At 63.6% G+C, this 20,787-nt stretch carries 17 protein-coding genes and 2 pseudogenes; 14 read left to right on the forward strand and 5 right to left on the reverse strand.

From position 1 onward, the window contains the following. Window positions 1–57: 57 nt before the first annotated feature. From X726_RS163125 to X726_RS163100, 7 genes and pseudogenes are all read left to right on the forward strand, one after another. Entirely contained in the window at window positions 58–927 is an 870-nt protein-coding gene (locus X726_RS163125) for an ABC transporter permease (protein ID WP_023668166.1), read from the forward strand. After that, the gene (locus tag X726_RS163120) at window positions 927–1,715 is read left to right on the forward strand and encodes an ABC transporter permease (protein ID WP_023668167.1); all 789 of its coding nucleotides are present in this window, start codon (window positions 927–929) and stop codon (window positions 1,713–1,715) included. Before X726_RS163125 ends, X726_RS163120 begins: the two co-directional genes overlap by 1 nt. Then, window positions 1,715–2,779 (forward strand): ABC transporter ATP-binding protein, encoded by a 1,065-nt coding sequence (locus tag X726_RS163115; protein ID WP_023668168.1) that lies wholly within the window; start codon window positions 1,715–1,717, stop codon window positions 2,777–2,779. Before X726_RS163120 ends, X726_RS163115 begins: the two co-directional genes overlap by 1 nt. A gap of 103 nt (window positions 2,780–2,882) precedes the next feature. Continuing rightward, window positions 2,883–3,744 (forward strand): annotated as a pseudogene (locus tag X726_RS26220) (Gfo/Idh/MocA family oxidoreductase). A 54-nt stretch (window positions 3,745–3,798) separates the two neighbouring features. Continuing rightward, window positions 3,799–4,713, forward strand: a complete 915-nt coding sequence (locus X726_RS163110) for a sugar phosphate isomerase/epimerase (RefSeq protein WP_023668170.1) — start codon at window positions 3,799–3,801, stop codon at window positions 4,711–4,713. 16 nt (window positions 4,714–4,729) lie between these two features. Further along, window positions 4,730–5,824, forward strand: coding sequence for a fatty acid desaturase family protein (locus tag X726_RS163105; RefSeq protein WP_023668171.1), 1,095 nt, complete (start codon window positions 4,730–4,732; stop codon window positions 5,822–5,824). A gap of 85 nt (window positions 5,825–5,909) precedes the next feature. After that, window positions 5,910–6,713: a 3-methyl-2-oxobutanoate hydroxymethyltransferase gene (locus X726_RS163100; protein WP_023668172.1), complete on the forward strand. Its 804-nt coding sequence runs from the start codon at window positions 5,910–5,912 to the stop codon at window positions 6,711–6,713. Here X726_RS163100 and hutH read toward each other — a convergent pair whose 3' ends face one another. Together hutH and X726_RS163090 are read right to left on the reverse strand one after the other, a co-directional pair. Continuing rightward, complete coding sequence (gene hutH / locus X726_RS163095; protein WP_023668173.1) at window positions 6,714–8,228, reverse strand: histidine ammonia-lyase; 1,515 nt, start codon at window positions 8,226–8,228, stop codon at window positions 6,714–6,716. It lies immediately after the preceding gene. Then, window positions 8,225–9,226 (reverse strand): ornithine cyclodeaminase family protein, encoded by a 1,002-nt coding sequence (locus tag X726_RS163090; RefSeq protein WP_023668174.1) that lies wholly within the window; start codon window positions 9,224–9,226, stop codon window positions 8,225–8,227. The genes hutH and X726_RS163090 overlap by 4 nt, the downstream gene beginning before the upstream one ends. A gap of 109 nt (window positions 9,227–9,335) precedes the next feature. Here X726_RS163090 and X726_RS163085 point away from each other — a divergent pair, with 109 nt between their 5' ends. The 7 genes from X726_RS163085 (at window position 9,336) to X726_RS163055 (ending at window position 18,511) form a co-directional block, all read left to right on the forward strand. Further along, on the forward strand, window positions 9,336–10,769 hold the full coding sequence (locus tag X726_RS163085) for a DHA2 family efflux MFS transporter permease subunit (protein ID WP_023668175.1): 1,434 nt from the start codon (window positions 9,336–9,338) through the stop codon (window positions 10,767–10,769). A 272-nt stretch (window positions 10,770–11,041) separates the two neighbouring features. Then, a complete protein-coding gene (locus X726_RS163080; RefSeq protein ID WP_023668176.1) occupies window positions 11,042–12,028 on the forward strand; it encodes an ABC transporter permease in 987 nt (328 codons plus the stop codon). A gap of 60 nt (window positions 12,029–12,088) precedes the next feature. Continuing rightward, window positions 12,089–13,114: a sugar ABC transporter substrate-binding protein gene (locus X726_RS163075; protein ID WP_023668177.1), complete on the forward strand. Its 1,026-nt coding sequence runs from the start codon at window positions 12,089–12,091 to the stop codon at window positions 13,112–13,114. Between the two features lie 79 nt (window positions 13,115–13,193). Further along, the gene (locus X726_RS163070; RefSeq protein ID WP_023668178.1) at window positions 13,194–15,317 is read left to right on the forward strand and encodes an SMP-30/gluconolactonase/LRE family protein; all 2,124 of its coding nucleotides are present in this window, start codon (window positions 13,194–13,196) and stop codon (window positions 15,315–15,317) included. Then, window positions 15,314–16,363 carry a hypothetical protein gene (locus tag X726_RS163065; RefSeq protein WP_023668179.1) on the forward strand — a complete coding sequence of 350 codons (1,050 nt, stop codon included), beginning with the start codon at window positions 15,314–15,316 and terminating at the stop codon, window positions 16,361–16,363. Before X726_RS163070 ends, X726_RS163065 begins: the two co-directional genes overlap by 4 nt. Continuing rightward, window positions 16,363–17,859 (forward strand): sugar ABC transporter ATP-binding protein, encoded by a 1,497-nt coding sequence (locus X726_RS163060; RefSeq protein ID WP_023668180.1) that lies wholly within the window; start codon window positions 16,363–16,365, stop codon window positions 17,857–17,859. Before X726_RS163065 ends, X726_RS163060 begins: the two co-directional genes overlap by 1 nt. Window positions 17,860–18,103: 244 nt before the next feature. Beyond that, window positions 18,104–18,511 carry a carboxymuconolactone decarboxylase family protein gene (locus tag X726_RS163055; protein ID WP_023668181.1) on the forward strand — a complete coding sequence of 136 codons (408 nt, stop codon included), beginning with the start codon at window positions 18,104–18,106 and terminating at the stop codon, window positions 18,509–18,511. A 45-nt stretch (window positions 18,512–18,556) separates the two neighbouring features. On the opposite strand, the gene X726_RS163050 is transcribed toward X726_RS163055, so the two are convergent. From X726_RS163050 to X726_RS1000000171405, 3 genes and pseudogenes are all read right to left on the reverse strand, one after another. After that, window positions 18,557–19,444 carry an amidohydrolase gene (locus tag X726_RS163050; RefSeq protein ID WP_023668182.1) on the reverse strand — a complete coding sequence of 296 codons (888 nt, stop codon included), beginning with the start codon at window positions 19,442–19,444 and terminating at the stop codon, window positions 18,557–18,559. Next, window positions 19,444–20,580 carry a VWA domain-containing protein gene (locus X726_RS163045; RefSeq protein WP_023668183.1) on the reverse strand — a complete coding sequence of 379 codons (1,137 nt, stop codon included), beginning with the start codon at window positions 20,578–20,580 and terminating at the stop codon, window positions 19,444–19,446. The genes X726_RS163050 and X726_RS163045 overlap by 1 nt, the downstream gene beginning before the upstream one ends. Beyond that, window positions 20,577–20,787 (reverse strand): annotated as a pseudogene (locus X726_RS1000000171405) (hypothetical protein); the annotation flags it as partial. The pseudogene X726_RS1000000171405 and the gene X726_RS163045, both read right to left, overlap by 4 nt.

The following is a 20,787-nucleotide window of genomic DNA, read 5'->3' on the forward strand; positions in this document are numbered from 1 at the left end:
CCGGACCAGCCGGCGGTTGGCGCCGGCTGGCCCTTCAATCCTGGGGAGGAGGGTATCATGGCGGTACAGGGTGCGGTCGCGTCGCGCAGCGGGCTGAGATCGGCCCTGCCGCTGCTGGCGCCGGCCTATCTCTGGCTGACGGTGGCGATCTTCCTGCCGCTCTCGGCCATGGTGTTCTTCTCCTTCATGACCGACCTGCCGCTGTCGGGAAAGCCGTGGGCCTTGACCCTTGGCAATTACGCCGCCTTCTTCTCGCAGAGCCTGTACCTGACGCTGCTGCTCGCTTCGCTGCGGCTCGGCCTCGAAGTGACTTTGTGGTGCGTCGTCATCGGCTACCCCGCCGCCTATGTGCTGGCCAAGGTGCTGGAGGGGCGCAGCCGCGAGGCGATCTTCCTGCTGGTCATCCTGCCGTTCTGGTCGAACGGGCTGGTGCGCATCTTCTCCTGGGCGATGGTGCTGCGCGAGGGCGGCATCCTCGACACGGCGCTCAACGCCGTGCTGCCGTTCAAGATCAACATCGACCTGATGTATTCCTATCCCGCAATCATCATCGGCCTGGTGCACTCCTACGTGCCCTATATGGTGCTGACCTGCTATCTCACGCTGCAGGCAATCGACGACTCGCTGATCGAGGCCGGGCGCTCGCTCGGCGCCTCGCGGCTGCAGGTGCTGAAGCGGGTGATCATCCCGCTGTCTATGCCCGGCCTGGTGGCAGGTGCGGCACTGATCTTCGTGCCGGTCGTCGGCTCGTTCATGGAGCCGCGCATTCTCGGCGGCCGCACCGGCACGTTCTATGGCACGGTGATCGAGGACCAGTTCGTCGCCGTCTTCAACTGGCCGCTGGGGGCGGCGCTTTCCTTCATCCTGCTGGCGGTGGTGCTGGTGATCCTGGCGGTTGCCTCGCCGGTGCTGCGGAGGGCTGCTTGATGATGACGACCCGCATCCTCGAAGGACTAGGCCGCTTCTACATCGGACTGCTGCTCGCCTTCCTCTATCTGCCGATCATCATCATGGCGCTGATGTCGTTCAACGTCTCGCCCTTCTACCAATTGCCGTTCGAATGGACGACGGAATGGTATGCCTCGCTCTGGCAGAACGACCAGCTGATCGCGGCCACCTGGAACAGCCTCGAGATCGCGGTCATCACCACGCTCATCTCAGTGGTGCTTGGCTCGGCCGCTTCGCTAGCGCTGTTCCGCTATGATTTCCGCGGCAAGAAAGTGCTGCAGGCGCTGCTGTTTCCGCCAATCGCCATTCCGTGGCTGATCACCGGCACGGCGATGCTGATCTTCTTCTTCGGCGTCGGCATTGGCCGCGGCCTGTTCGCCATCCTGCTCGGCCATGTGGCGCTGGCGCTGCCCTATGTCATCGTCGTCGTCTCGGCCCGGCTGCAGACTTTTGCACCGGAGCTGGAAGAGGCGGCGCGCTCGCTCGGCGCCAACCAGTGGCAGGTGACCGCGCGTGTGACGCTGCCGTGGATCATGCCCGGCGTCATTGCCGGCGGCTTGTTCGCATTTGCCGTGTCGTTCGACCAGTTTGTCGTCTCCTACTTCCTGGCGACGCCGGGGCAGACGACGCTGCCGGTCGAAATCTACGCCGCGATCCGCAAGGGGTTCACGCCCGAGATCAACGCGGTCTCGACCATCATCATTGTCGTGTCGATGGCGCTGATGCTGTTCACGGCGCGCTTCTTCAAATTCGGCGGAGAGAAATAATGGCCGGCGTGCAGGTATCGAACGTCTCCCGCAGTTTTGGCGCGCACAAGGCGCTGGACCACGTCTCCATCGATTTCGCCGATGGCGGTTTCTATGGGCTGCTTGGCCCCTCGGGCAGCGGCAAGACCACGCTGCTCAGGCAAATCGCCGGCTTCGACTTTCCCGACTCCGGCCGCATCGCCATTGGCGGCGAGAGCGTCGAACGGGTGCCGGTCGAAAAGCGGCGCATCGGCATGGTGTTCCAGAACTATGCGCTGTTTCCCAATATGAGCGTCGCCGATAATGTCGCCTTCGGCCTGTCGGTGCGCGGCGAAACGAAAGCGACGATCGCCACCGAAGTGCAGCGCGCGCTCGATCTGGTTCAGCTCGGCAAGCTCGGCGAGCGCCGGCCGCACCAGCTCTCCGGCGGCCAACGCCAGCGTGTGGCGCTGGCGCGCGCCATCGTCACCAAGCCGCGCGTGCTGTTGCTCGACGAGCCGCTCGGCGCGCTCGACAAGGCGCTGCGCGTCGACATGCAGATCGAGCTGAAGCGCATCCAGCGCGAGATCGGCATCACCACCATCTTCGTCACCCACGACCAGGAAGAGGCGCTGACGATGAGCGACCGCATCGGCATATTGCGGGACGGCAGGCTCGTGCAGGAAGGGCCGCCGGAGGAAATCTACGACCGGCCGAAGAGCGAATTCGCCGCCACCTTCCTTGGCGACGCAAACATTTTTCGTGGCGATGCGACCGGCGACGGCATCCGCCTGCTTGACGGCACGGCGATCGTTGCCGGCGTAGGCGACAGGCTTGCCGCCGGCACAAAGGCCAGCTGCGCCGTGCGCCCCGAACGCATTCGCATCGCCACCGATGCCGAGGCATCGAGCGGCAATGCCAACACGCTGAAGGGGCAAGTCTCCAAGCGCATCTTCGCCGGCAACAACAGCACCTATTTCGTCGAGCGCGCCGGCCAGACGTTGAAAGTCATCGTCCAGAATACCGGCAGTGACCGGCTGGCCGAGGGCCAGAATGTAATGCTCAGCTGGTCGCCGGAAAGCACTGTGCTGATTGCCGCAAACTAGTTCGCACCGTCACCCCGGCATGGTTCTGATGGGAATTGATGGAGCGGACCTTGGCTGATGGGCCGGCCATGGCGTTATATCCTGTCGTCCAAGGGAGGAATGGATGGCAGGCCAGGGTTTCGAGCCGGATGTGAGGGTTCGCACCAGCGAATACCGGATCGGTTGCATCGGCGCCGGCATGATCATGGCCGAATGCCATCTTGCCGCCTATGCGCAGGCCGGTTTCCCAGTCGTCGCCATCGCTTCGCGCACCAAGGCCAGTNGCGGCGCGCTGGGCGACATCGTCTTTGCGCAGATCGACATGCATGCGATCCCGCACTGGCAGACCTTCCTTCAGGACTACGACCGGCTGACGCTGGCCAATATGAGCGTGCATCATCTCGACGTGCTGCGCTTCCTGTTCGGCGATCCCTCGGAAATCACCACGCTGACACGCAAGGACCCGCGCACGACATTCGAACATACCGACGGAATCACCGTCTCGACGCTGCGCTTTCCCTCCGGCGTGCTCGCCGTGTCGCTGGAGGATGTCTGGTCCGGCCCACGTCAGGAGGGCTATCTGGACGACCAGCACATCAACTGGCGCGTCGACGGCACCAACGGTGTCGCCAAAGGCACGATCGGCTGGCCGAAAGGCGTGGCCTCGACGCTGACCTATGCCTCGACCGAGACNCAACGGTGTCGCCAAAGGCACGATCGGCTGGCCGAAAGGCGTGGCCTCGACGCTGACCTATGCCTCGACCGAGACGACGGATGGCAAGTGGGTCAGCCCGAGCTGGGACGCGATGTGGTTCCCGCATGCCTTCATCGGCGTGATGGAGCAATTGCAGCATGCGGTAAAGACAGGCGCGCCGCCGGCATTATCGGTTGCCGACAACGTCAAGACGATGGCGCTGGTCGAGGCCGGCTACCGCTCGATGGCGCAAGGCCGCACCGTCAAACTGTCCGAGATATCGATCGACTGAACATGCCGCCGAATAGCGTGGCGGCTGAATCGCTCACAGGGAGGAGTTCACATCATGATGCAGGCAGGTATATTCACCGGCTATTTCCCCTATGAGCTCGCCGAGGCCGCCCGCCGCATCCGTGCACTCGGCTTCAACACGGTGCAGCTCGACATGCATTTCAGGGATGTCGATCTCACGGCCGGGCAGATCACCGGGGACAAGGCGAGGACAGTGCGCGACACGTTTCGCGACCACAATCTGCCGGTCTGCTGCATCTCCGGCTACACCAACATCATTCATCCCGACAAATCCGAGCGCGAGAAGCGCGTCGGCTATCTCAAGGAAATCATCCGCAATGCGCGCGACTTCGGCTCGCCCTACGTGATCTCGGAGACCGGCACCTACAACACCGAATCCGACTGGGTGCATCATCCCAAAAACAAGACCGAGGAAGGCTTCGAGGAATGCCGCAAGGTGATCTCGGACCTTGCCCAGACGGCTTACGACCACGGCGCGGTGTTCCTGCTCGAAACCTATGTCAACAATGTCGTCGGCTCGGTCGAGGAGACGGTCAAAATGTTCGCGCAGGTCGACCATCCAGGCCTCGGCCTGCTGATGGATCCGACCAACTATTTCGAGGCGCACAATATCGACCGCATGGACCAGGTGCTGAACCAGGTGTTCGACACGCTGGCCGACAAGATCCGGATCGCGCATGCCAAGGATGTGAAACGCTCCGGCAGCGACAAGACGGAAAAGCATGCCGATATCGGCGATGCGGATGCGCATGAGGGGCTGACCTTCCGCGGCGTCGGCGAGATCGAATTGCCGGCGCCCGGTCTCGGCTCGCTCAACTACGACCTCTATCTGAAGCGGCTCAGCGAAAAGCACCCGAACATCCCGGTCATCATCGAGCATCTGACCGAGGACGACGTGCCGCGCGCAAAGACATTCCTCGACGGGAAGTTCCGCGCCAACGGGCTTTGAGGTAGGCGAGACGGTGATGGCGACGGCGGCCAAGACAAAGCGCGATTACGGCCTGGTCGGCGAAAGCACCCGCCGGGCGATCGAGACCGGGCTGGCCTCGGCCGAGTGGTATCACACCGACGTGCCGCGCAAGGCAATGAAGGAACTGATGCAGCGCTCCGACGGGCCGGCGATCCGCGATACCATCATCTGGATCGCAGCCATCCTGGGCTCGGCCGCCGGCATCATCTGGTTCTGGGGCACGTGGTGGGTGGTGCCGTTCCTGCTCGTCTATGGCGTGCTCTATGGATCGTCGAGCGACTCGCGCTGGCACGAATGTGGCCATGGCACCGCCTTCCGCACACGCTGGATGAACGATGCGATCTACGAAATCGCCAGCTTCATGGTGGTGCGCAATCCGGTGCAATGGCGCTGGAGCCATGCGCGGCATCACACCGACACGATCATCGTCGGCCGTGACGCCGAGATCGCGGTAATGCGGCCGCCAAATCTGGTCAAGGCGGCGCTTGCCTTCACCGGCATTCTCGATTTCCGTTATTCGCTGCCGATCCTGGCGCGCCAGGCGTTGGGCAAGCTGTCGGACGGCGAAAAGAGCTACATTCCTGAGACCGAACAGGGCAAGGCCATCACGGCGGCGCGCTGGCATGTCGCCGTGTACGTTGCGACGATCGCCCTCGCGATCGCGCTGGGTTCATGGCTGCCGCTGGTGCTGATCGGCCTGCCGCGTCTTTATGGCAGCTGGCACATGGTTCTGACCGGCCTGCTCCAGCATATCGGGTTGGCCGACAATGTCGTCGACCACCGGCTGAACACGCGCACCGTCTACATGAACCCGGTCAGCCGCTTCATCTACTGGAACATGAATTACCACGTCGAGCATCACATGTTTCCGATGGTGCCCTACCATGCGCTGCCGAGTCTGCACGAGCTGATCAAGCACGACCTGCCGGCGGCGAACCCGTCCATGTGGCATGCCTATCGCGAGGTCTGGCCGGTGCTGCTGAAGCAGCTGCGGTACGAGGATTATTTCCTCAAGCGCGAATTGCCGCCGACGGCGCGGCCCTATCGCGGTGAATTTCACGAGCTCGATATGTCGGCGGCGGCCGAGTAGCGAATAAACCACCCGCCTTCTATCCGGCCTGTTACGGGGCCGGTAAGGTGACGGGGAAAAGCAACCAGCCAACAGGGACATCCCGATGAGCCGAAAGAGACCGACCGTCGCCGATCTGCGCGCCATGAAGGGCAAGCGCCAGCTGACCATGCTGCGCGTCCTGACCATGGACGAGGCCGAGGCTGCCGAGCGGGCAGGGGTCGATATCGTCTCGGTGCCGCCCGAGCTGGCGCTAAACCCTGAGTATCGCGATGCGGCGCCCAGCCTGTTCACCATGCCGGGCGAGAACTTCTATGAAATAGGCACGGCGGACGATTTCCTGCGCTGGGCGTTCCGGCTCTACAAGGCCGGAGCCGACGCCGTTTATTGCAGCGCCGGTTTCGCCACCGTGAAGCGGCTCGCCGACGACGCGATCCCCGTGATCGGCCATGTCGGCCTCATTCCGTCCCGCGCCACCTGGACCGGCGGCTTCAAGGCCGTCGGCAAGACCGCCGACACCGCCATGCAGATTTTTGAGGCGGTCAAGCAGTATGAGGCCGTTGGAGCGCTTGGCGCCGAGATCGAAGTGGTGCCGATCGAGGTCGCCAAGGCGATCTCGGAACGGACCTCGCTGATCATGCTGTCGATGGGCGCGGGCACCGGCTGCGACGCGCAATATCTGTTTGCCGACGATATTCTTGGCCAGAACCGGGGCCACATGCCGCGCCATTCCAAGGTCTACCGCAACTTCGCCGCCGAGTACGATCGTCTGCAGGCGGAACGCGTCGCGGCGTTTTCCGAGTACGTTGCCGACGTCGATAGCGGCGCCTATCCGGAAGACAGGCATGTCGTGCGCATGGATCCGGCCGAGCTCAGCCTGTTCATGAAACGGGTGGACGCAAAGGGCTGACTACTCGGCCTCCTTGCCGATCATCGCTGCACCTTGCCATGTTCCGTCAGCGAGCATTGCGTGGAGCACCTCGGCGTCTGTTCCCAGCGGCCGGTCTTCCCTCAGCATCGCTACATGCGCGCGCACCGCGGTATGGACCGCTGCTGTGCCGGGCGCCAGCTTGAGACCGTCGCGCAGGTCCACGGCTTGCGCGGCGGCCATCAGTTCGAAGGCGATCAGCCGGCGCCATAGCGCGAGCATCCCGGCGCATTTCGACACCGCCAGAGGCGTCTGCGTCGCATGGTCCTCGACGCCTTCGGACACGGGAAGGAAATCCAGCATCACCGGATTGGCCTTGTGGCGGATGCCGGCCAGGATTGCCGTTGCCGTCTTTTGCAGCGGCACGAAACCGGCCGAGGCGCCGCCGACCGGCGACAAATATTTCGGCAGGCCGTTGCGGCCGGAGCCGGCGAGCTGGATGAAGCGGGCAACGCTTGCCGCGGCACATTGCGCGATCCCCAGGCCGAGCGTCTCGAAGGCAAGTGCCAGCGATGCGGTGTGGAAATTGCCGGTCGACAGAACCAGCCCGTCATCGCCCAGCACCAGCGGATTGTCGGCGGCGGCATTGAGTTCGATCTCCAGCGCCAGCCGCGCCTGGTCGATCGCCTGGATCAGCGCGCCATGGATCGACGGCATGCAGCGGATCGACAGCGGGTCCTGCAGGGTGGTCGGCGTCGGCTCCTCGTCACGGGCAAGCAGGTCGCGCAGGCCCTTGGCCGCGAGTTGCTGGCAGGCTGCCGGCCGCGCCAGATGCAGGCGCGGATCGAGGATGGTGCGGTTGGCGCCAAACCCTTCCATGGTCAGCGCTCCCGCCTGCTGCTGTTGCGCAAAGGCCGACAGCGCGTCGGCCAGTACCAACGCGCCAGTGCCGGCTGATACCGCCGAGGCGTTGATCAGCGACAGGCCGTCTTTCGGCGCCAGGCTGATCGGAGCCAACCGCGCCATCATCAACGCCTTGGCCGCCGGCATGCGCCGACCCTGATAGTCAGCTTCGCCGTCGCCGGTCAGCAGACGGGCGAGCGCCGCCATCAGCACGAGATCGCCGGCGCCGATCGAGCCCAACTGCGGCATTACCGGATGCACGCCGGCATTGAGCGCATCGACAAGGGCGGTGAAAACCGCCGGCGAAATGCCGGAGCCGCCGACTGCCAGCATCGCTGCGCGCGCAAGCATGGTCGCCCGCACCGCCTCTTGGGGCAACGGTTCGCCGACAGCGCCGCTTCGCCCTTCCAGCAACTGGCGCTGGAAGGCGCTGGCATCGCCCTCGACCGATGTGCCGAGATTGGCGCCGAGCCCGGTGTTGAGCCCATAGATTTGCTGACCGGACGCGGCGACCTGATCGAGCACTTTTCGCGCTTTGTCGAGCCTCTCGATGACAGTCGGTTCAACCTCGACCTTGCGGCCGCCGCGGGCAACCTGCGCAACGTCCTCGACGCTGACGCTGACGCCGGCGCCGGTGAGGACGAGCGCGCTCATGCGAAGCGCAGCCTCTGGCCGATACCTTTATCTCCTGCTTTGGCCAGCATCGCCTTGCCCAGTGCAATGTCGGATAGCGACAGGCCGCGATGCCAGAACAGGATCGTCTCGTCGTCGCTTTGCCGGCCCGGCTTGAGGCCGGCGGCGATCTGGCCAAGCTCGGCGTGCAATGTGGCCTCGCTCAGCTTCCCGGCCTCGACATGGGCGCGCAGCGAGCCGAACTTGCCGCCCTTGCACTGGCCCCAATCATCGACCACCATTTTCTGCATGATGTCGGTCAGCGACAGCTCCACCGCACTCATCGTGCCATAGGGCACGACCAGCGCACCATGCTTGATCCATTCGGTCTTGAGCAGCGGCTGCGGCTCCGGCAGCCGTGACGCTTCAACGACGATGTCGGCGCCCTCGACGCAGCTTTCCCAGTCGGCGACCGCAGTGACTTTCTTGCCGAGATCGGCGGAGAGTTTGGCAGCAAAGCCGTCGCGGCTTTCCGGACGGCGCGAATGGACGCGGATCTCGTCGAAGTCGAAGAGATGGTCGAGCAGGCGGACATTCCAATAGGCGGTGCCACGTGCGCCGATATGGGCCAGCACCTTGGAGTTCTTGCGCGCCAGATGTTTGGCGCCGATAGCGGTGACGGCGCCGGTGCGCATGTCGGTGATGACGGTGGCGTCGAGAATGGCGCGCGGCATGCCGGTGCGCGGATCGAACAGGTTTAGAATGCCAAATTCTGAAGGGAGCCCGTGCAGATAATTGTCGACATAGTCGCCGACGATTTTCACGCCCGCCGTATCGAGCGGCGCAACGTAGCCGCGCAGAACGTTGAAATGGCCATGGAAGGAAGGGTCGGGTTCAAGATGGACGCGCGGCTCGATCACCGTCTGGCCATTGCCTTGCGCGATAAGCCCGGCTTCGACAGCGGCAATGATTTCGCCGTCGGTCATCTCCAGGGCTTCGATATCTAGGGCATTGAGGTAGTCGATATAGATAGGCTTCATGCAATGTCCTTGGCCGCCCGCCCATCCATAACAGGCTGCGAGCCGACACGGAAGTTTGTTGGATAAGCTCTGGACGGGGCCAGCCATATGCTGTTCAACGCGGTTCGCTATGACTGCCGTTCCCGACACCGAGGCCTCCGCCGCAACCGCCAGCAATGCGCGGCGCGTGGCGTTGATCGTTGCCATCGCCTTTTTCATGCAGCTGCTGGATTCGACGATCATCTCGACCTCGCTGCCGCAGATGGGACAATCCTTCGGCGTGACGGCGGTGGCGATGAGCATCGGCATCACCGCCTACATGCTGACCATGGCGGTGTTCGTGCCGCTGTCGGGCTGGCTTGCCGACCGCTTCGGCGCGCGCAACATCTTCCTGCTGGCGATTGTGCTGTTCACGCTGGCCTCGCTCGCTTGCGGCTTCTCGCAAAATCTGACCCAGTTTGTCGCCGCCCGTGTCGTGCAAGGCCTTGGCAGCGCGCTGATGACGCCGGTCGGGCGAATTCTGGTGCTGCGCAATGCGTCGAAATCGGAGCTGCTCAACGCCACGGCGCTGATCACCTGGCCGGCGTTGTTTGCGCCCGTGGTCGGGCCGGTGCTTGGCGGCTTCATCACAACCTATCTCTCCTGGCACTGGAATTTCTTCATCAACATCCCGCTTGGGCTCGTCGGGCTGGCGCTGGTCGCGCGCTTCATTCCGGGCGACCGCGCGGCCGATCCCAAGCCGCTGGATTGGCCGGGGTTTTTCCTCACGTCGCTGGGGCTCGCGCTGCTGCTCTACGGCCTTGAGCGCATCGCACATCCGGAAGACGGCGCCTTGCCCGCCGTGCTGCTGGTTGCCGCCGGCATCGTCATCGGCTGGCTGGCGGTGCGGCATCTCCGGCGCGCGCCGCATCCGCTGCTCGATCTCAGCGCGTTCAGGGTGCAGACCTTCGCCATCTCGACGCTTGCCGCCGGCACCATTTTTCGCGTGGCGATAAACGCCACGCCGTTCCTTTTGCCGCTGCTGTTTCAGGTCGGCTTTGGCCTTTCGCCGGTCGATGCCGGCTTGATGATCCTGGCCTACTTCCTCGGCAATCTCGGCATGAAGACGGTGACGACGCCGACGCTGCGACGCTTTGGTTTTCGCACGGTCATGGTCGTCAACGGCCTGATCGCCTCGGCCTCGATCATGGCCTGCGCGGCGATCTCGCCCGAAACGCCGCAGGCGCTGGTAGTGATGCTGATGCTGATCGCCGGCCTGACGCGCTCGATGCAGTTCACGGCGCTGAATACTCTGGCCTTCGCCGACATCGATGCCGCGCAGCGCAACTCGGCGGCGACTTTGTCGTCCATGCTGCAGCAGATATCGATGCTGTTCGGCGTGGCGGTGGCGGCTGCCATCCTCAACCTGTCGCAGATCGTCAGGGACCGGCCGGCGCTCGACCTCGTCGATTTTCGCATCGCCTTCCTGGTCATCGGCGCCATCGGGCTGGTGGCGGCGTTGCGGTTCCTCGTGCTGCCGCCCGGTGCAGGCGCCGAAGTTTCAGGCCACATGACCAGGACCTGAATTCGCGATTTTCGCCGCTCAGGCGGCAATTAATTCCGCCTTGTGCTTTCGCCTCAGAACGGCACCTTCGCGCATACGCGCAATGGCGCAACCAAATGCCAAAAGCGCAGCCTTTTCCTAGCATTGCGCCAGTTCTAGCAATCGGTGCGTCCACTGGAAGATTATCACTGCCAACGGGTGTTCCGAGCGCGGATTCATTTGACGAAGCGGCGCCGAGCCGATTAGCTTTCTTCGGAAGGGGCGGCAGAGCTGCCATCGGGGCGAATGCAGACATGAACACGATTGGCTGGCCAAATGTCAGGAGCCTGAATCAGGAAGGCATTGTCTTTGCCATCGCCGTGGTGCTGTTCGTCGCCGCTGCCATTGGGCTGCCTGGTTTCATCGCTGCCAACAATCTCGTTGCCATCGTCCGCTCGGTGTCGGTGCTGGGCATTTTGGCGCTCGGCATGGCGGTCGTCATAATCGGCAGGGGCATCGACCTGTCGGCGGTGGCGATCATGGCGATGTCGGTCGCCTGGTATCTGCAATTGCTCAACGCCGGAACGCCTGATGGGCTCGCCTTCGCCTATGTGCTGGCAGGCGTGCTCGCCATCGGCCTGCTCAATGGTTTTCTCGTCGCTTATGCCGACGTGCCGGCGATCTTCGTGACGCTGGCGACCGGCTCCTTCGTCTTCGGCTATGTCCGCTCGCAACTGATCACACAGGATGCGGTGCCGGTGCCTCAGGGCCATTGGGTGGAGTTGCTCGGCGGCCTGCGTTTCCTCGACATTCCGATCGAAGTGTTCGTCTTCGCCGGGCTCGCCTTCCTGTTCTTCCTGTTCCTGCGCTACACCAAATGGGGCCGCTACATCTATTTCGCCGGCGACAATCCGGTCGCCGCGCGCAACATCGGCATTCCGGTGCGGCCAATGCTGGTGCTGCGTTATGTGGTTTCGGCCTTCGTCGCGCTGATCGCCGGCCTGCTGACGGCGTCGAGCCTGCACTCGATCAACACCCGCGTCGTCAACTCGACGCTGCTCTATGACATCGTGCTGGTGGCGGTGATCGGCGGCATCGGCCTTTCCGGCGGGCGGGGCGGGGTGCGCAATGTGCTGGTGGGCGCTGCACTTATCGGCATCCTGTCGAACGCGATGACCATCATCGACATTCCGCTGCTCTATCAAAACCTGATCAAGGCGGCGATCCTGCTCGGAGCCATCATCGTCGACGGCATCATCAATCCGCGTGACGAACAGACCGCGCAGCAGGGCGACATCTAAGGGGTACCCGACCGGGTCATGCCGACCGGCCGGCAATAAGTGAAAAACAGAGGATGTGACATGAAACTGATCAGAACACTGATGGCCGCCGCCACGGCGCTGGCCGCTACCGCCTTCGTCGCGCCGACCTTCGCCGCCGACGATCCGGGCCCGGCCGCATACGCGCAGGCGCTCAAGGGCAAGCGCGTCATGCTGGTGCCGCTGGCGATGGGCTTCGACCTTGCGCAGGGCTGGTCGCACTATCTGAAGACGGAAGTCGAGGCGTGGGGCGGCACCTTCGAAACACGCGATCCGAACTGGGTCGTCGATGCCGGCGCACAGGCGATCACCGACGCGATCTCGTCCGACACAAGGCCGGACGTGCTGATCATCCATGCGCCGGATCTCAACTCCTATTCCAAGCTGATGAAGAAAGCGCAGGCTGCCGGAACCTACGTCATCCTGGTCGACAATCCCGCCAACTTCCCGGCCGACGCCTTTGTCGGCAGTGACTGGGACCGGCTCGGCCAACTCGAGGCCGAAGCGGCGATCAAGGGCTGCGGCGAGAATTCGTCGAAGAAGATCGGCCTTGTGCAGGGTGATCAGGCCAACTCGTCCAGTCTCTACCAGTATGCCGGCATCATGAAGGTGCTGGAGAAGCACCCCGACTTCAAAGTCGTGGCCAAGCCCGACTCCAACTGGGATCCGACGACGTCGCGCAACGTGACGACGACAATGCTGCAGCAGAACCCGGACATCTGCTCTATCATCGACTTCTGGGATGGCGACGCCACCGGCGCATCCGCCGCGATCCGCGACGCCAAGCTCGACGGCAAGGTGTTTTTGGTCACCACCGGCGGCGGCGAGAAGGCGGCCGATTGCGACAAATTGCAGGACGGAACTTACGGCGCCGTGGTGATGACCGATCTGGCTCGCCAGTCCGGCGACATGAACGCTATCATCAAGTTCCTGCTGCAGAGCGGCCAGCCGGCCGGCACGTCGCACACCTACATCTACACACTGGAGAAGGCTACGACCAAGGCCGACCTCAAGCCCGACAGTTGCTGGGACCTGAAGGCGCTGCAGGCCGAAGCGGCGGCGAAGTAAGCCGCGCTTTTTCGACTGAAATAAACGAGGTGGCTGGACAATCCGGTCACCTCGTTCCCTCATGGAATAGCAGCCGCCGATGTCCTTTCGCGAACGCCTCAAGTCCTGGCGCTACAATCTCGTGCCCGACCATCTGGTCGGCGAAATCCTGACAAAACGCTGGACCGACAACGCCATTCCGTTCCTGGCGCTGGTGGCGACGCTCAGCGTGTTCGGCTCGATCATTCCCGGCTTCTTCAAGCTGACCTCGCTACAGGAATCGACCCGCCAGCTCGGCGAGTTCTCGATGGTGGTCACCGGCATGACGGTGGTGATGCTGGGCGGCGGCATCGATCTGTCCGTCGGTTCGATCTTCGCGCTGTCCTGCTTCTCCGCCGTCTATGTCTTCTTCATCCTCGAACAGTCTATCTGGCTGGCGCTGGCGGCATCGCTTGCCACCGGGCTCATCTTCGGCGCCGTCAACGGCTACCTCGTCGGCTATCTCAGGCTGCGCGCCTTTCTGACTACGCTGGTCACCTTCATTTTTGGCCGGGCGCTGTTCGATATTCTCGTCACCACCTATGCCGCAGACGTGCAGCTTTCCCAGGCGACATCCGATGTGCTCGACTTCATCGGCGACAGCACCTTCTGGGGGCTTTCGGTCTCGGTGTGGCTGGCGATCATTCTTGCCATCGTCACCCATATCGCGCTGACGCGCTCACGGCTGGGCTGGCATGTGCTGGCGGTCGGCGGCTCCAGGCGCTCGGCGCATAATGCCGGCATTCGCGTGCGCCGCACCGTGTTCATGACCTATGTCTTTTCCGGCTTCTGCGCCTCGATCGGCGGCTTCCTGATCGCTTGCCGCCTGAGTGGGGCAGGGCCGGGCACCGGCCTCAACCTGGAGATCATGGCGCTGACGGCGGCGGTGGTCGGCGGCGTCAGCCTGGGTGGTGGCCGCGGCTCGGTCATCAAGGGGCTGATGGGCGCCATCATCGTCTTGACCATGACCAACGGGCTGATCCGGCTGGGCTATGGCACCGGCACCAACCAGATGGTGCTGGGCATCATGCTGGCGGTGGCGGTGACGATCGACATCCGCTGGCTGAAGAACCGCCATAAGGTGCTGAACGAGATCTATGTCGCGCCGGTCTATCTCAAGATGGGCGAGACACAGTCTGCGGTGCCGGGCTCAGGCACGCCCTACGCGCTCGACAACCGGCTGTCGGCGGCCGACCATATCGGGCTCGGCGAGTTGGAAGGGCCGGAAGACGTCATCCTCGACCGCGACGATCACCTCTATTGCGGCACGCGCCATGGCGAGATCGTCCGCTTCTTCGCGCCGGATTACGTTAAGTCGGAGGTGTTTGCCCACATCGGCGGCTTTCCGCTGGGCCTGGCCTTCGACAAATCGGGCAATCTGATCAGCTGCGTCGGCGCCATGGGGCTCTATTCCGTCTCGCCGGATCGGGAAGTGAAGCGCCTGTCGGCCGAGACGTCGCGCTCCTGGACCTCGATCGTCGACGATGCGCGGCTGCGCGACCCCAATGATTGCGACATCGCGCCGGACGGGCGCATCTATTTCACTGACTCCACCAAGCGCTATGACGCCCACGATTGGGCGCTTGACTCGATCGAGAACCGCGCCACCGGCCGGCTGCTGGTCTATGACCCGAAAGACGGTTCGACGAAGACACTGCTCGACGGCTACCGCTACACCAATGGTGTGTGCATGGCGCATGATGGGAAGTCGCTGTTCTTCGCTGAGAGCTGGGCCTGCCGCGTGCATCGCTACTGGCTGGAAGGGCCGAAGGCGGGCGCCGCCGAATGCGTCATCCGCGACATGCCGGGTTATCCCGACAACATCAACCGCGCCTCCGACGGCAATTACTGGATGGCATGGCTCGGCATGCGCACGCCGAGCTTCGACCTGTCGCTGCGCCATCCCGATATGCGCAAGCGCATGACGCGCCGGCTGCCGCAGGACGAGTGGCTGTTCCCCAACATCAACACCGGCGGCGTGGTGAAATTCAACGACAAGGGCGGCATTGTCGAGGCGATGGGCGACCTCTCCGGCGGCGCGCATCCGATGGTCACCTCGATGCGCGAGCACAAGGGTTTCCTGTTCGTCGGCGGCATCCTTAACAACCGCATCGGCCGCTACAAGATTGCGGGCGCCGACCCGAACTGGACCAGTTCCGCTTCTTATTGGGGAGCGAAGCCATGATCCTCGATCCTGTGCTCGACCTGTTTCGTGGCAAGGCGGTGACCATCCCACCGCTCGACGGTGCCTTCCGTCCCAACACGCGGCTGGACGAGGCGCCAGTGTTCGCCGATTTGACGGAGCCCGACAATCTTCTGGTTGCCGATGGCCGGCTGCTCGTTTCCAGCGGCAATGCGGTATATTCGCTTGCCGCAGGGGTGGAGCCGAAGGTTGTCGGGACCTTTCTTTCCCCCATCACGGCGCTGGCTCTATCACTGTCGGGCGACCTGACGGTGGGGTTGGAAAGCGGCAAGCTGCTGGTTGCCGGCAAGGAGGTTTCGCTGCCGGCCGGCGTCAGCTGCATCACCGCGCTTGCCTATGCAGACGACGGCACGTTGTGGCTGGCCCATGGCTCGGCTGAGCACACGCCGTCGCAATGGGCCGCCGACCTGATGAAGAAGGGCGCGTCCGGATCGCTTTGGAGGCGGGACGCAGCCGGCGGCGGGTTCCGCAAAGTGGCCGGCGATATCGCCTTTCCCTATGGGCTGCATCCCATTGGGCGGGATGTGCTGGTCAGCGAAAGCTGGCGCCATCAGCTCGTTCGCTTCGATGGTGCGACCGGTAGCCGCTCGACCGTGCTGACGCATCTGCCCGGCTATCCCGCGCGCCTCGCGCCGGCCGGCGTTGGCGGCGCGTGGCTGGCTCTGTTCGCGCCACGCAACCGGCTGATCGAATTCGTTCTCCAGGAAACCCACTATCGGCGCGACATGCTAGACCAGGTGGCGCCGGCCTACTGGATCGCGCCGGCTTTGGCCTCCAATCGCAGCTTCCTCGAACCGCTGCAATGCGGCGGCATCCGCACCATGGGCATCCACAAGCCCTGGTCGCCGAGCCGCTCCTATGGGCTGGTGGTCAGGCTCGATCAGAACATGCAGCCGCAATTCAGCCTGCACAGCCGCGCCGACGGCACGCGCCATGGCATCTGCAGCGTGGCGGAAACGGACGGCCGCCTGTTCATCGCCTCAAGGGGCGGCGATTGCGTGCTGGCCATCGACGCAGGAGGTCTCTGATGGAACCGATCGTGCGCCTGGAAAACGTCACCAAAAACTATCGCGGCGTGCCCGCGGTCAGACAAGTCAGCTTTGAACTGCGCAAGGGCGAAATCCACGCGCTGCTCGGCGAGAATGGCGCCGGAAAATCGACGCTGACCAAGATCATTGCCGGCGTCGTCGACGCCACTTCCGGCAAGATGTTCCACAAAGGCGGCGAGATCGCCTACGCCTCGCCGCATGCGGCGCTCGAGGCCGGCATCGCCATGGTGTTCCAGGAGACCAGCCTGGTGCCGTCGATGACGGTGGCGCAGAACCTCTATCTCGGCACCGAAAAGTTTCTCAACCGGCTGCGCGGCACCTACATTTCGGCGCAACAGTTTTTGCAATCGCTGAACTTCCCGGTCGACCCGAACGCCATGGTGGCGACGCTGGGCGCGGCCAAGCGTCAGATGGTCGAGATCGCGCGCGCCGTTCACCACAATGCCGAGATCATCATCTTCGACGAGCCGACGGCGACGCTGACGCCGGAGGAGAAGCGGCACTTCTTCGCGCTGATCCGGCGGCTGAAGGCGAACGGCGTCTCGATCGTCTTCATCAGCCATGCATTGGAAGAGGCGCTGATGATCGCCGACCGCATCACAATCCTGCGCGATGGCGAACTGGTGATCACCGACGACACATCGGCCTTCGATCGCGACAAGATCGTCGCCGCCATGGTAGGGCGTACGTTGTCGGGACAGATCTACCGCCAGCGCGACGAGGCCAGGCTGCGCAAGGCCGGCAAGAAGGTGCTGTCGGTGCAGGACATTTCGATGAGCAATGTCGTGCGCAACACCTCCTTCTCGATCTTTCAGGGACAGATCACCGGCGTGTTCGGGCTGATCGGCTCCGGCCGCACCGAGACCTTCAAGATCGTCTCCGGCATCTACAAGCGCGATTTTTTGCGCGGTGGCGCGATTGAACTCGACGACAGGCCGGTGCGCTATCTCGTGCCCAGTGAGGCGGTCGCCGACGGCATCGTCTATGTTACCGAGGACCGCAAGAGCGAGGGCATTTTCGAGACGATGGGCATCGCCGAGAACCTGTTCGGCGGGCTGCTGGCAGCGGGCCGCGAAAAGGCCTGGGTGATCAACCAGCAGGAGATGCGCACGCTTTCCGCTGAATGGACGAAGACGCTGAACATCAAGGCGATCAACGACAATGCCCGCGTGGTCGAGCTTTCCGGCGGCAACCAGCAGAAGGTGGTGATCGGCAAGGGGCTGGTGCAGCAGCCGCGCATCGTCATCTTCGACGAACCGACGCGCGGCGTCGATGTCGGCGCCATCGCCGAGATCCACCAGATCATCAACCGGCTGGCCGATGAGGGGCTGGCCGTGGTGGTGATCTCGTCCTACCTGCCGGAAATCATGAACCTGTCGGACCGGATTCTGGTGTGCCGACAGGGGCGCATCGTGGAGGAGTTCTCGCCGGCGGAGGCGACGGAGGAGAAGATCATGTATGCGGCAGTGCACTAGGTTGCCGGTCGGTGTTTGACGGTGCGCATAGGTCACCAATTGGCGAAGGCCTCAGCGCCTTCGTCGTCTTCGGGTCTCCGCGACGGCGCTTCGCGCCTGCTTCGCCCGTGAATGACGAAGCTGAGATGCTTCGGCCAGTCGCCATGGTTCCGCGCGTAAAACCGAATCAGAAAAGCTGGTTAGCCGTCTTTGCTCCAGACCTGATTCAACGACCTGATCCACCGATTCAACGAAAGGAAACGCCATGGCCGCCACAAAACTCCTCAGCGATGCTGAGGTCGAAAAAATCCCGGTTGCGAAGGCTGTGTTCGATGACATCCGCGCGACGCGCAAATCGGATTTCGTCAACAATTTCTGGCGTGGGCTCGCCAACGATCCGGCCTTGCTGAAACGGACATGGGAACAGGTGAAGGTGGTGATGGCCACGGAGAGCGCCATCGACCCGCTGACCAAGGAAATGATCTATATCGCGGTGTCGACCGCCAATGGCTGCTCCTACTGCGTCCACTCGCATACGGCAGCTGCCCGCGCCAAAGGCATGACCGATGCGCAGCATGGCGAGATGGTGTCGATCATCGGGCTGGCCGGGCAGACCAACCATCTGGTGACGGCGATGCAGATTCCGGTCGATCCTGAGTTTGAAGTGAGGTGAGGGGCGGATTTCCCTTCTCCCCTGTGGGAGAGGGGAAGCAGTGCGCTATGCCGGTCTGTAAACCTTCTCGGCCGTGTTCCAGAAGATATCCGCCTCGGCGGCCGCGCCATGCTTGCCTACCGCGGCGCGGTGCGCCTTGATTAGTTCGGCATGGGTCGTCCAGAGTTTTTCGATCGGGAAGTTGGAGCCGAACATCAGGTGGTCAGCGCCCAGAATGTCGATGGCATTGTCGACGATGTAGGCAATCAACGCCGGATCGTTGCGGTGGGCGAAGGTGCCGAGGCCCGACAGCTTGGCGTAGAAGTTCGGCGCTGTTGATAGAGAACTCAGGCCGGCTTTCCAGGCCTCGGTGGTTTCCGGCTCCATGCCGGTCAGCATGCCGGCATGGGTGAGGATGAAATTGGTGTCGGGGTTCTCGCCGACGAGCGTCAGCCCGTTCTTCATCTGGGCGGGGAAAAGCTGCAGGTCGAAGGACAGGCCATAGTCTTTAAGCCGCGCGACATTGGCCCGCACCCTGGGGTCGATGACCTGATCGGCCGAGGCAGCGAAGCGGAAGGCCGGCGTCTCGTGCCAATGCAGCTGCATGCGCACGCCGCGCAGGAGCGGGTACTTTTTCAATCGATCGATCTGGGGCCGGACATCGTCGACAGTCATATCGGTATAGCCGACGATAGCGTGCGGCCAGCCGGTCTCGTCGGCAGTCTTCTGCAGGAAGGCGACTTCTTTTTCGAAATCCTCCTTGGCCCAGTTGGTCTGGACATAGACGGCCTTCTCGACACCTGCGCCTTGCTGATCGGCGAGAAATTCCTCGATCGGATAGTCGCGGCGGATCGGCTCGTAGGGGCCGAAAATGCGTGGCACCATCGGCCCGACCAGCCAGGGCTGATCCTGCTGGCGCCAGATGTGGAAATGCGCGTCGATGGCTTTCTGCATCACGATACCCTTTTCCAGATTGCCGACGCCGCCGGGGCCGGGCGGGCGAGCGACAGGATGAAATCGGTGAGACTCCCGAGCGACGAGCCGTCGATGAGATCGTCGAGATCGGGCAAGATGGCGCGCAACGCCGCCGTTGCCGGCTGGAAGCGCGGATCGCCGGCCAAAGGTGTCGCCAGCGAAAGCCGGAAGGCGCGCGCGCTCAGTCGGCGCATTGCGGTCTCGAGATCGGCATGGTCGCCGCGCTCCAGCGCGTCCGACAGGATGATCACAGCAGCGCCGCGGGCGAAGGCTGAGAAACGGGGCACCGAGAGGAAGGCGAGCAGGGTCGGTCCCATGCGCGTGCCGCCGTCCCAGTCGTCGACGAGTGCCGCCGCGCGGGCGAGAGCCTGGTCGCGATCGCGGATACGCAGTGCGGACGTGATGCGGGTGAGCCGCGTGCCGAAGGTGAAGATTTCGGCACGGTCAGCACCTTGTACGGCGGCGTGCGCCAGTTTGAGGTAGTCCGCCGTGTGCAGCTTCATCGAGCCGGAGACGTCGATCAGGATCAGCAGTTTGCGCGCCACCGTCTGGCGGCGGCGCAGCTGCGGCGAGGGGATATCGCCATCGGCGCTGACGATTTCCCTGAGCGAGCGGCGCAGATCGAGCTTGCCGCGCGAATGGGTGCGCACGGTGCGGAATGAGCGGCGCGCGGGGAGGGCTGAAGCGAGCTTGCGGCGGAAGGGCCCAAGGCCATCGTCGTCGCGGAGGAAGTCGCGGCTGCTGAGCTGTTCGATTGCCGACGACAGCTCGCCGCCTTTCTCCTGGCGCGTGGTCTGTTTCTCCTCCTGGCGCGTGCCGCCGTCGTCCTTGATGCGGGTCTCCTCGTCTTCCTCGCCTTCGACGGAAGGTTGGCCATCGCCATGGAAGTGATTGCGAAAATGCGCCTCGAATTCGCCGCGGCGATCGGGCGGGGGGGCAAGCGTTGCGAGCGCCGCCTCGCGGATGTCGGCCATCGAGCGGGGGCCGAGCAGGGTGACCGCCTGCATGAAGCTGCAGACCTGCTCGGGGGCGACGGCAAAGGCGTGGCGGCGCAGCAGCCGGGCGAAGTCGAGGAAGGGCGCGGAGGCGAGAGGAAGGGTTCCCTGACGCATCATTCCTTCGCGCCCCCCTCTGTCCTGCCGGATATCTCCCCCACAAGGGGGGAGATCAGCAGCTTTGGCGCTTCGGTTCTTTCTGCGCCGCTGGAGATTGGCGAAAGCCAGGATGACGGCTGATCTCCCCCCTTATGGGCATAGGCGCTAAGATAGGTATTGCCTTGCGGAATCGGGTGTGATTCTACGCTGCGATGACACACGAATCGC

The organism is Mesorhizobium sp. LSJC285A00, from assembly GCF_000503155.1.
Lineage (GTDB): Bacteria > Pseudomonadota > Alphaproteobacteria > Rhizobiales > Rhizobiaceae > Mesorhizobium.

What these genes read in the sequence shown, in the direction of transcription:
- X726_RS163125 (WP_023668166.1), top strand. Translation starts at nt 58, where the DNA reads ATGGCGGTACAGGGTGCGGTCGCGTCGCGCAGCGGGCTGAGATCGGCC.
- X726_RS163120 (WP_023668167.1), top strand. Translation starts at nt 927, where the DNA reads ATGATGACGACCCGCATCCTCGAAGGACTAGGCCGCTTCTACATCGGA.
- X726_RS163115 (WP_023668168.1), top strand. Translation starts at nt 1,715, where the DNA reads ATGGCCGGCGTGCAGGTATCGAACGTCTCCCGCAGTTTTGGCGCGCAC.
- X726_RS163110 (WP_023668170.1), top strand. Translation starts at nt 3,799, where the DNA reads ATGATGCAGGCAGGTATATTCACCGGCTATTTCCCCTATGAGCTCGCC.
- X726_RS163105 (WP_023668171.1), top strand. Translation starts at nt 4,730, where the DNA reads ATGGCGACGGCGGCCAAGACAAAGCGCGATTACGGCCTGGTCGGCGAA.
- X726_RS163100 (WP_023668172.1), top strand. Translation starts at nt 5,910, where the DNA reads ATGAGCCGAAAGAGACCGACCGTCGCCGATCTGCGCGCCATGAAGGGC.
- hutH (WP_023668173.1), bottom strand. Translation starts at nt 8,228, where the DNA reads ATGAGCGCGCTCGTCCTCACCGGCGCCGGCGTCAGCGTCAGCGTCGAG.
- X726_RS163090 (WP_023668174.1), bottom strand. Translation starts at nt 9,226, where the DNA reads ATGAAGCCTATCTATATCGACTACCTCAATGCCCTAGATATCGAAGCC.
- X726_RS163085 (WP_023668175.1), top strand. Translation starts at nt 9,336, where the DNA reads ATGACTGCCGTTCCCGACACCGAGGCCTCCGCCGCAACCGCCAGCAAT.
- X726_RS163080 (WP_023668176.1), top strand. Translation starts at nt 11,042, where the DNA reads ATGAACACGATTGGCTGGCCAAATGTCAGGAGCCTGAATCAGGAAGGC.
- X726_RS163075 (WP_023668177.1), top strand. Translation starts at nt 12,089, where the DNA reads ATGAAACTGATCAGAACACTGATGGCCGCCGCCACGGCGCTGGCCGCT.
- X726_RS163070 (WP_023668178.1), top strand. Translation starts at nt 13,194, where the DNA reads ATGTCCTTTCGCGAACGCCTCAAGTCCTGGCGCTACAATCTCGTGCCC.
- X726_RS163065 (WP_023668179.1), top strand. Translation starts at nt 15,314, where the DNA reads ATGATCCTCGATCCTGTGCTCGACCTGTTTCGTGGCAAGGCGGTGACC.
- X726_RS163060 (WP_023668180.1), top strand. Translation starts at nt 16,363, where the DNA reads ATGGAACCGATCGTGCGCCTGGAAAACGTCACCAAAAACTATCGCGGC.
- X726_RS163055 (WP_023668181.1), top strand. Translation starts at nt 18,104, where the DNA reads ATGGCCGCCACAAAACTCCTCAGCGATGCTGAGGTCGAAAAAATCCCG.
- X726_RS163050 (WP_023668182.1), bottom strand. Translation starts at nt 19,444, where the DNA reads ATGCAGAAAGCCATCGACGCGCATTTCCACATCTGGCGCCAGCAGGAT.
- X726_RS163045 (WP_023668183.1), bottom strand. Translation starts at nt 20,580, where the DNA reads ATGATGCGTCAGGGAACCCTTCCTCTCGCCTCCGCGCCCTTCCTCGAC.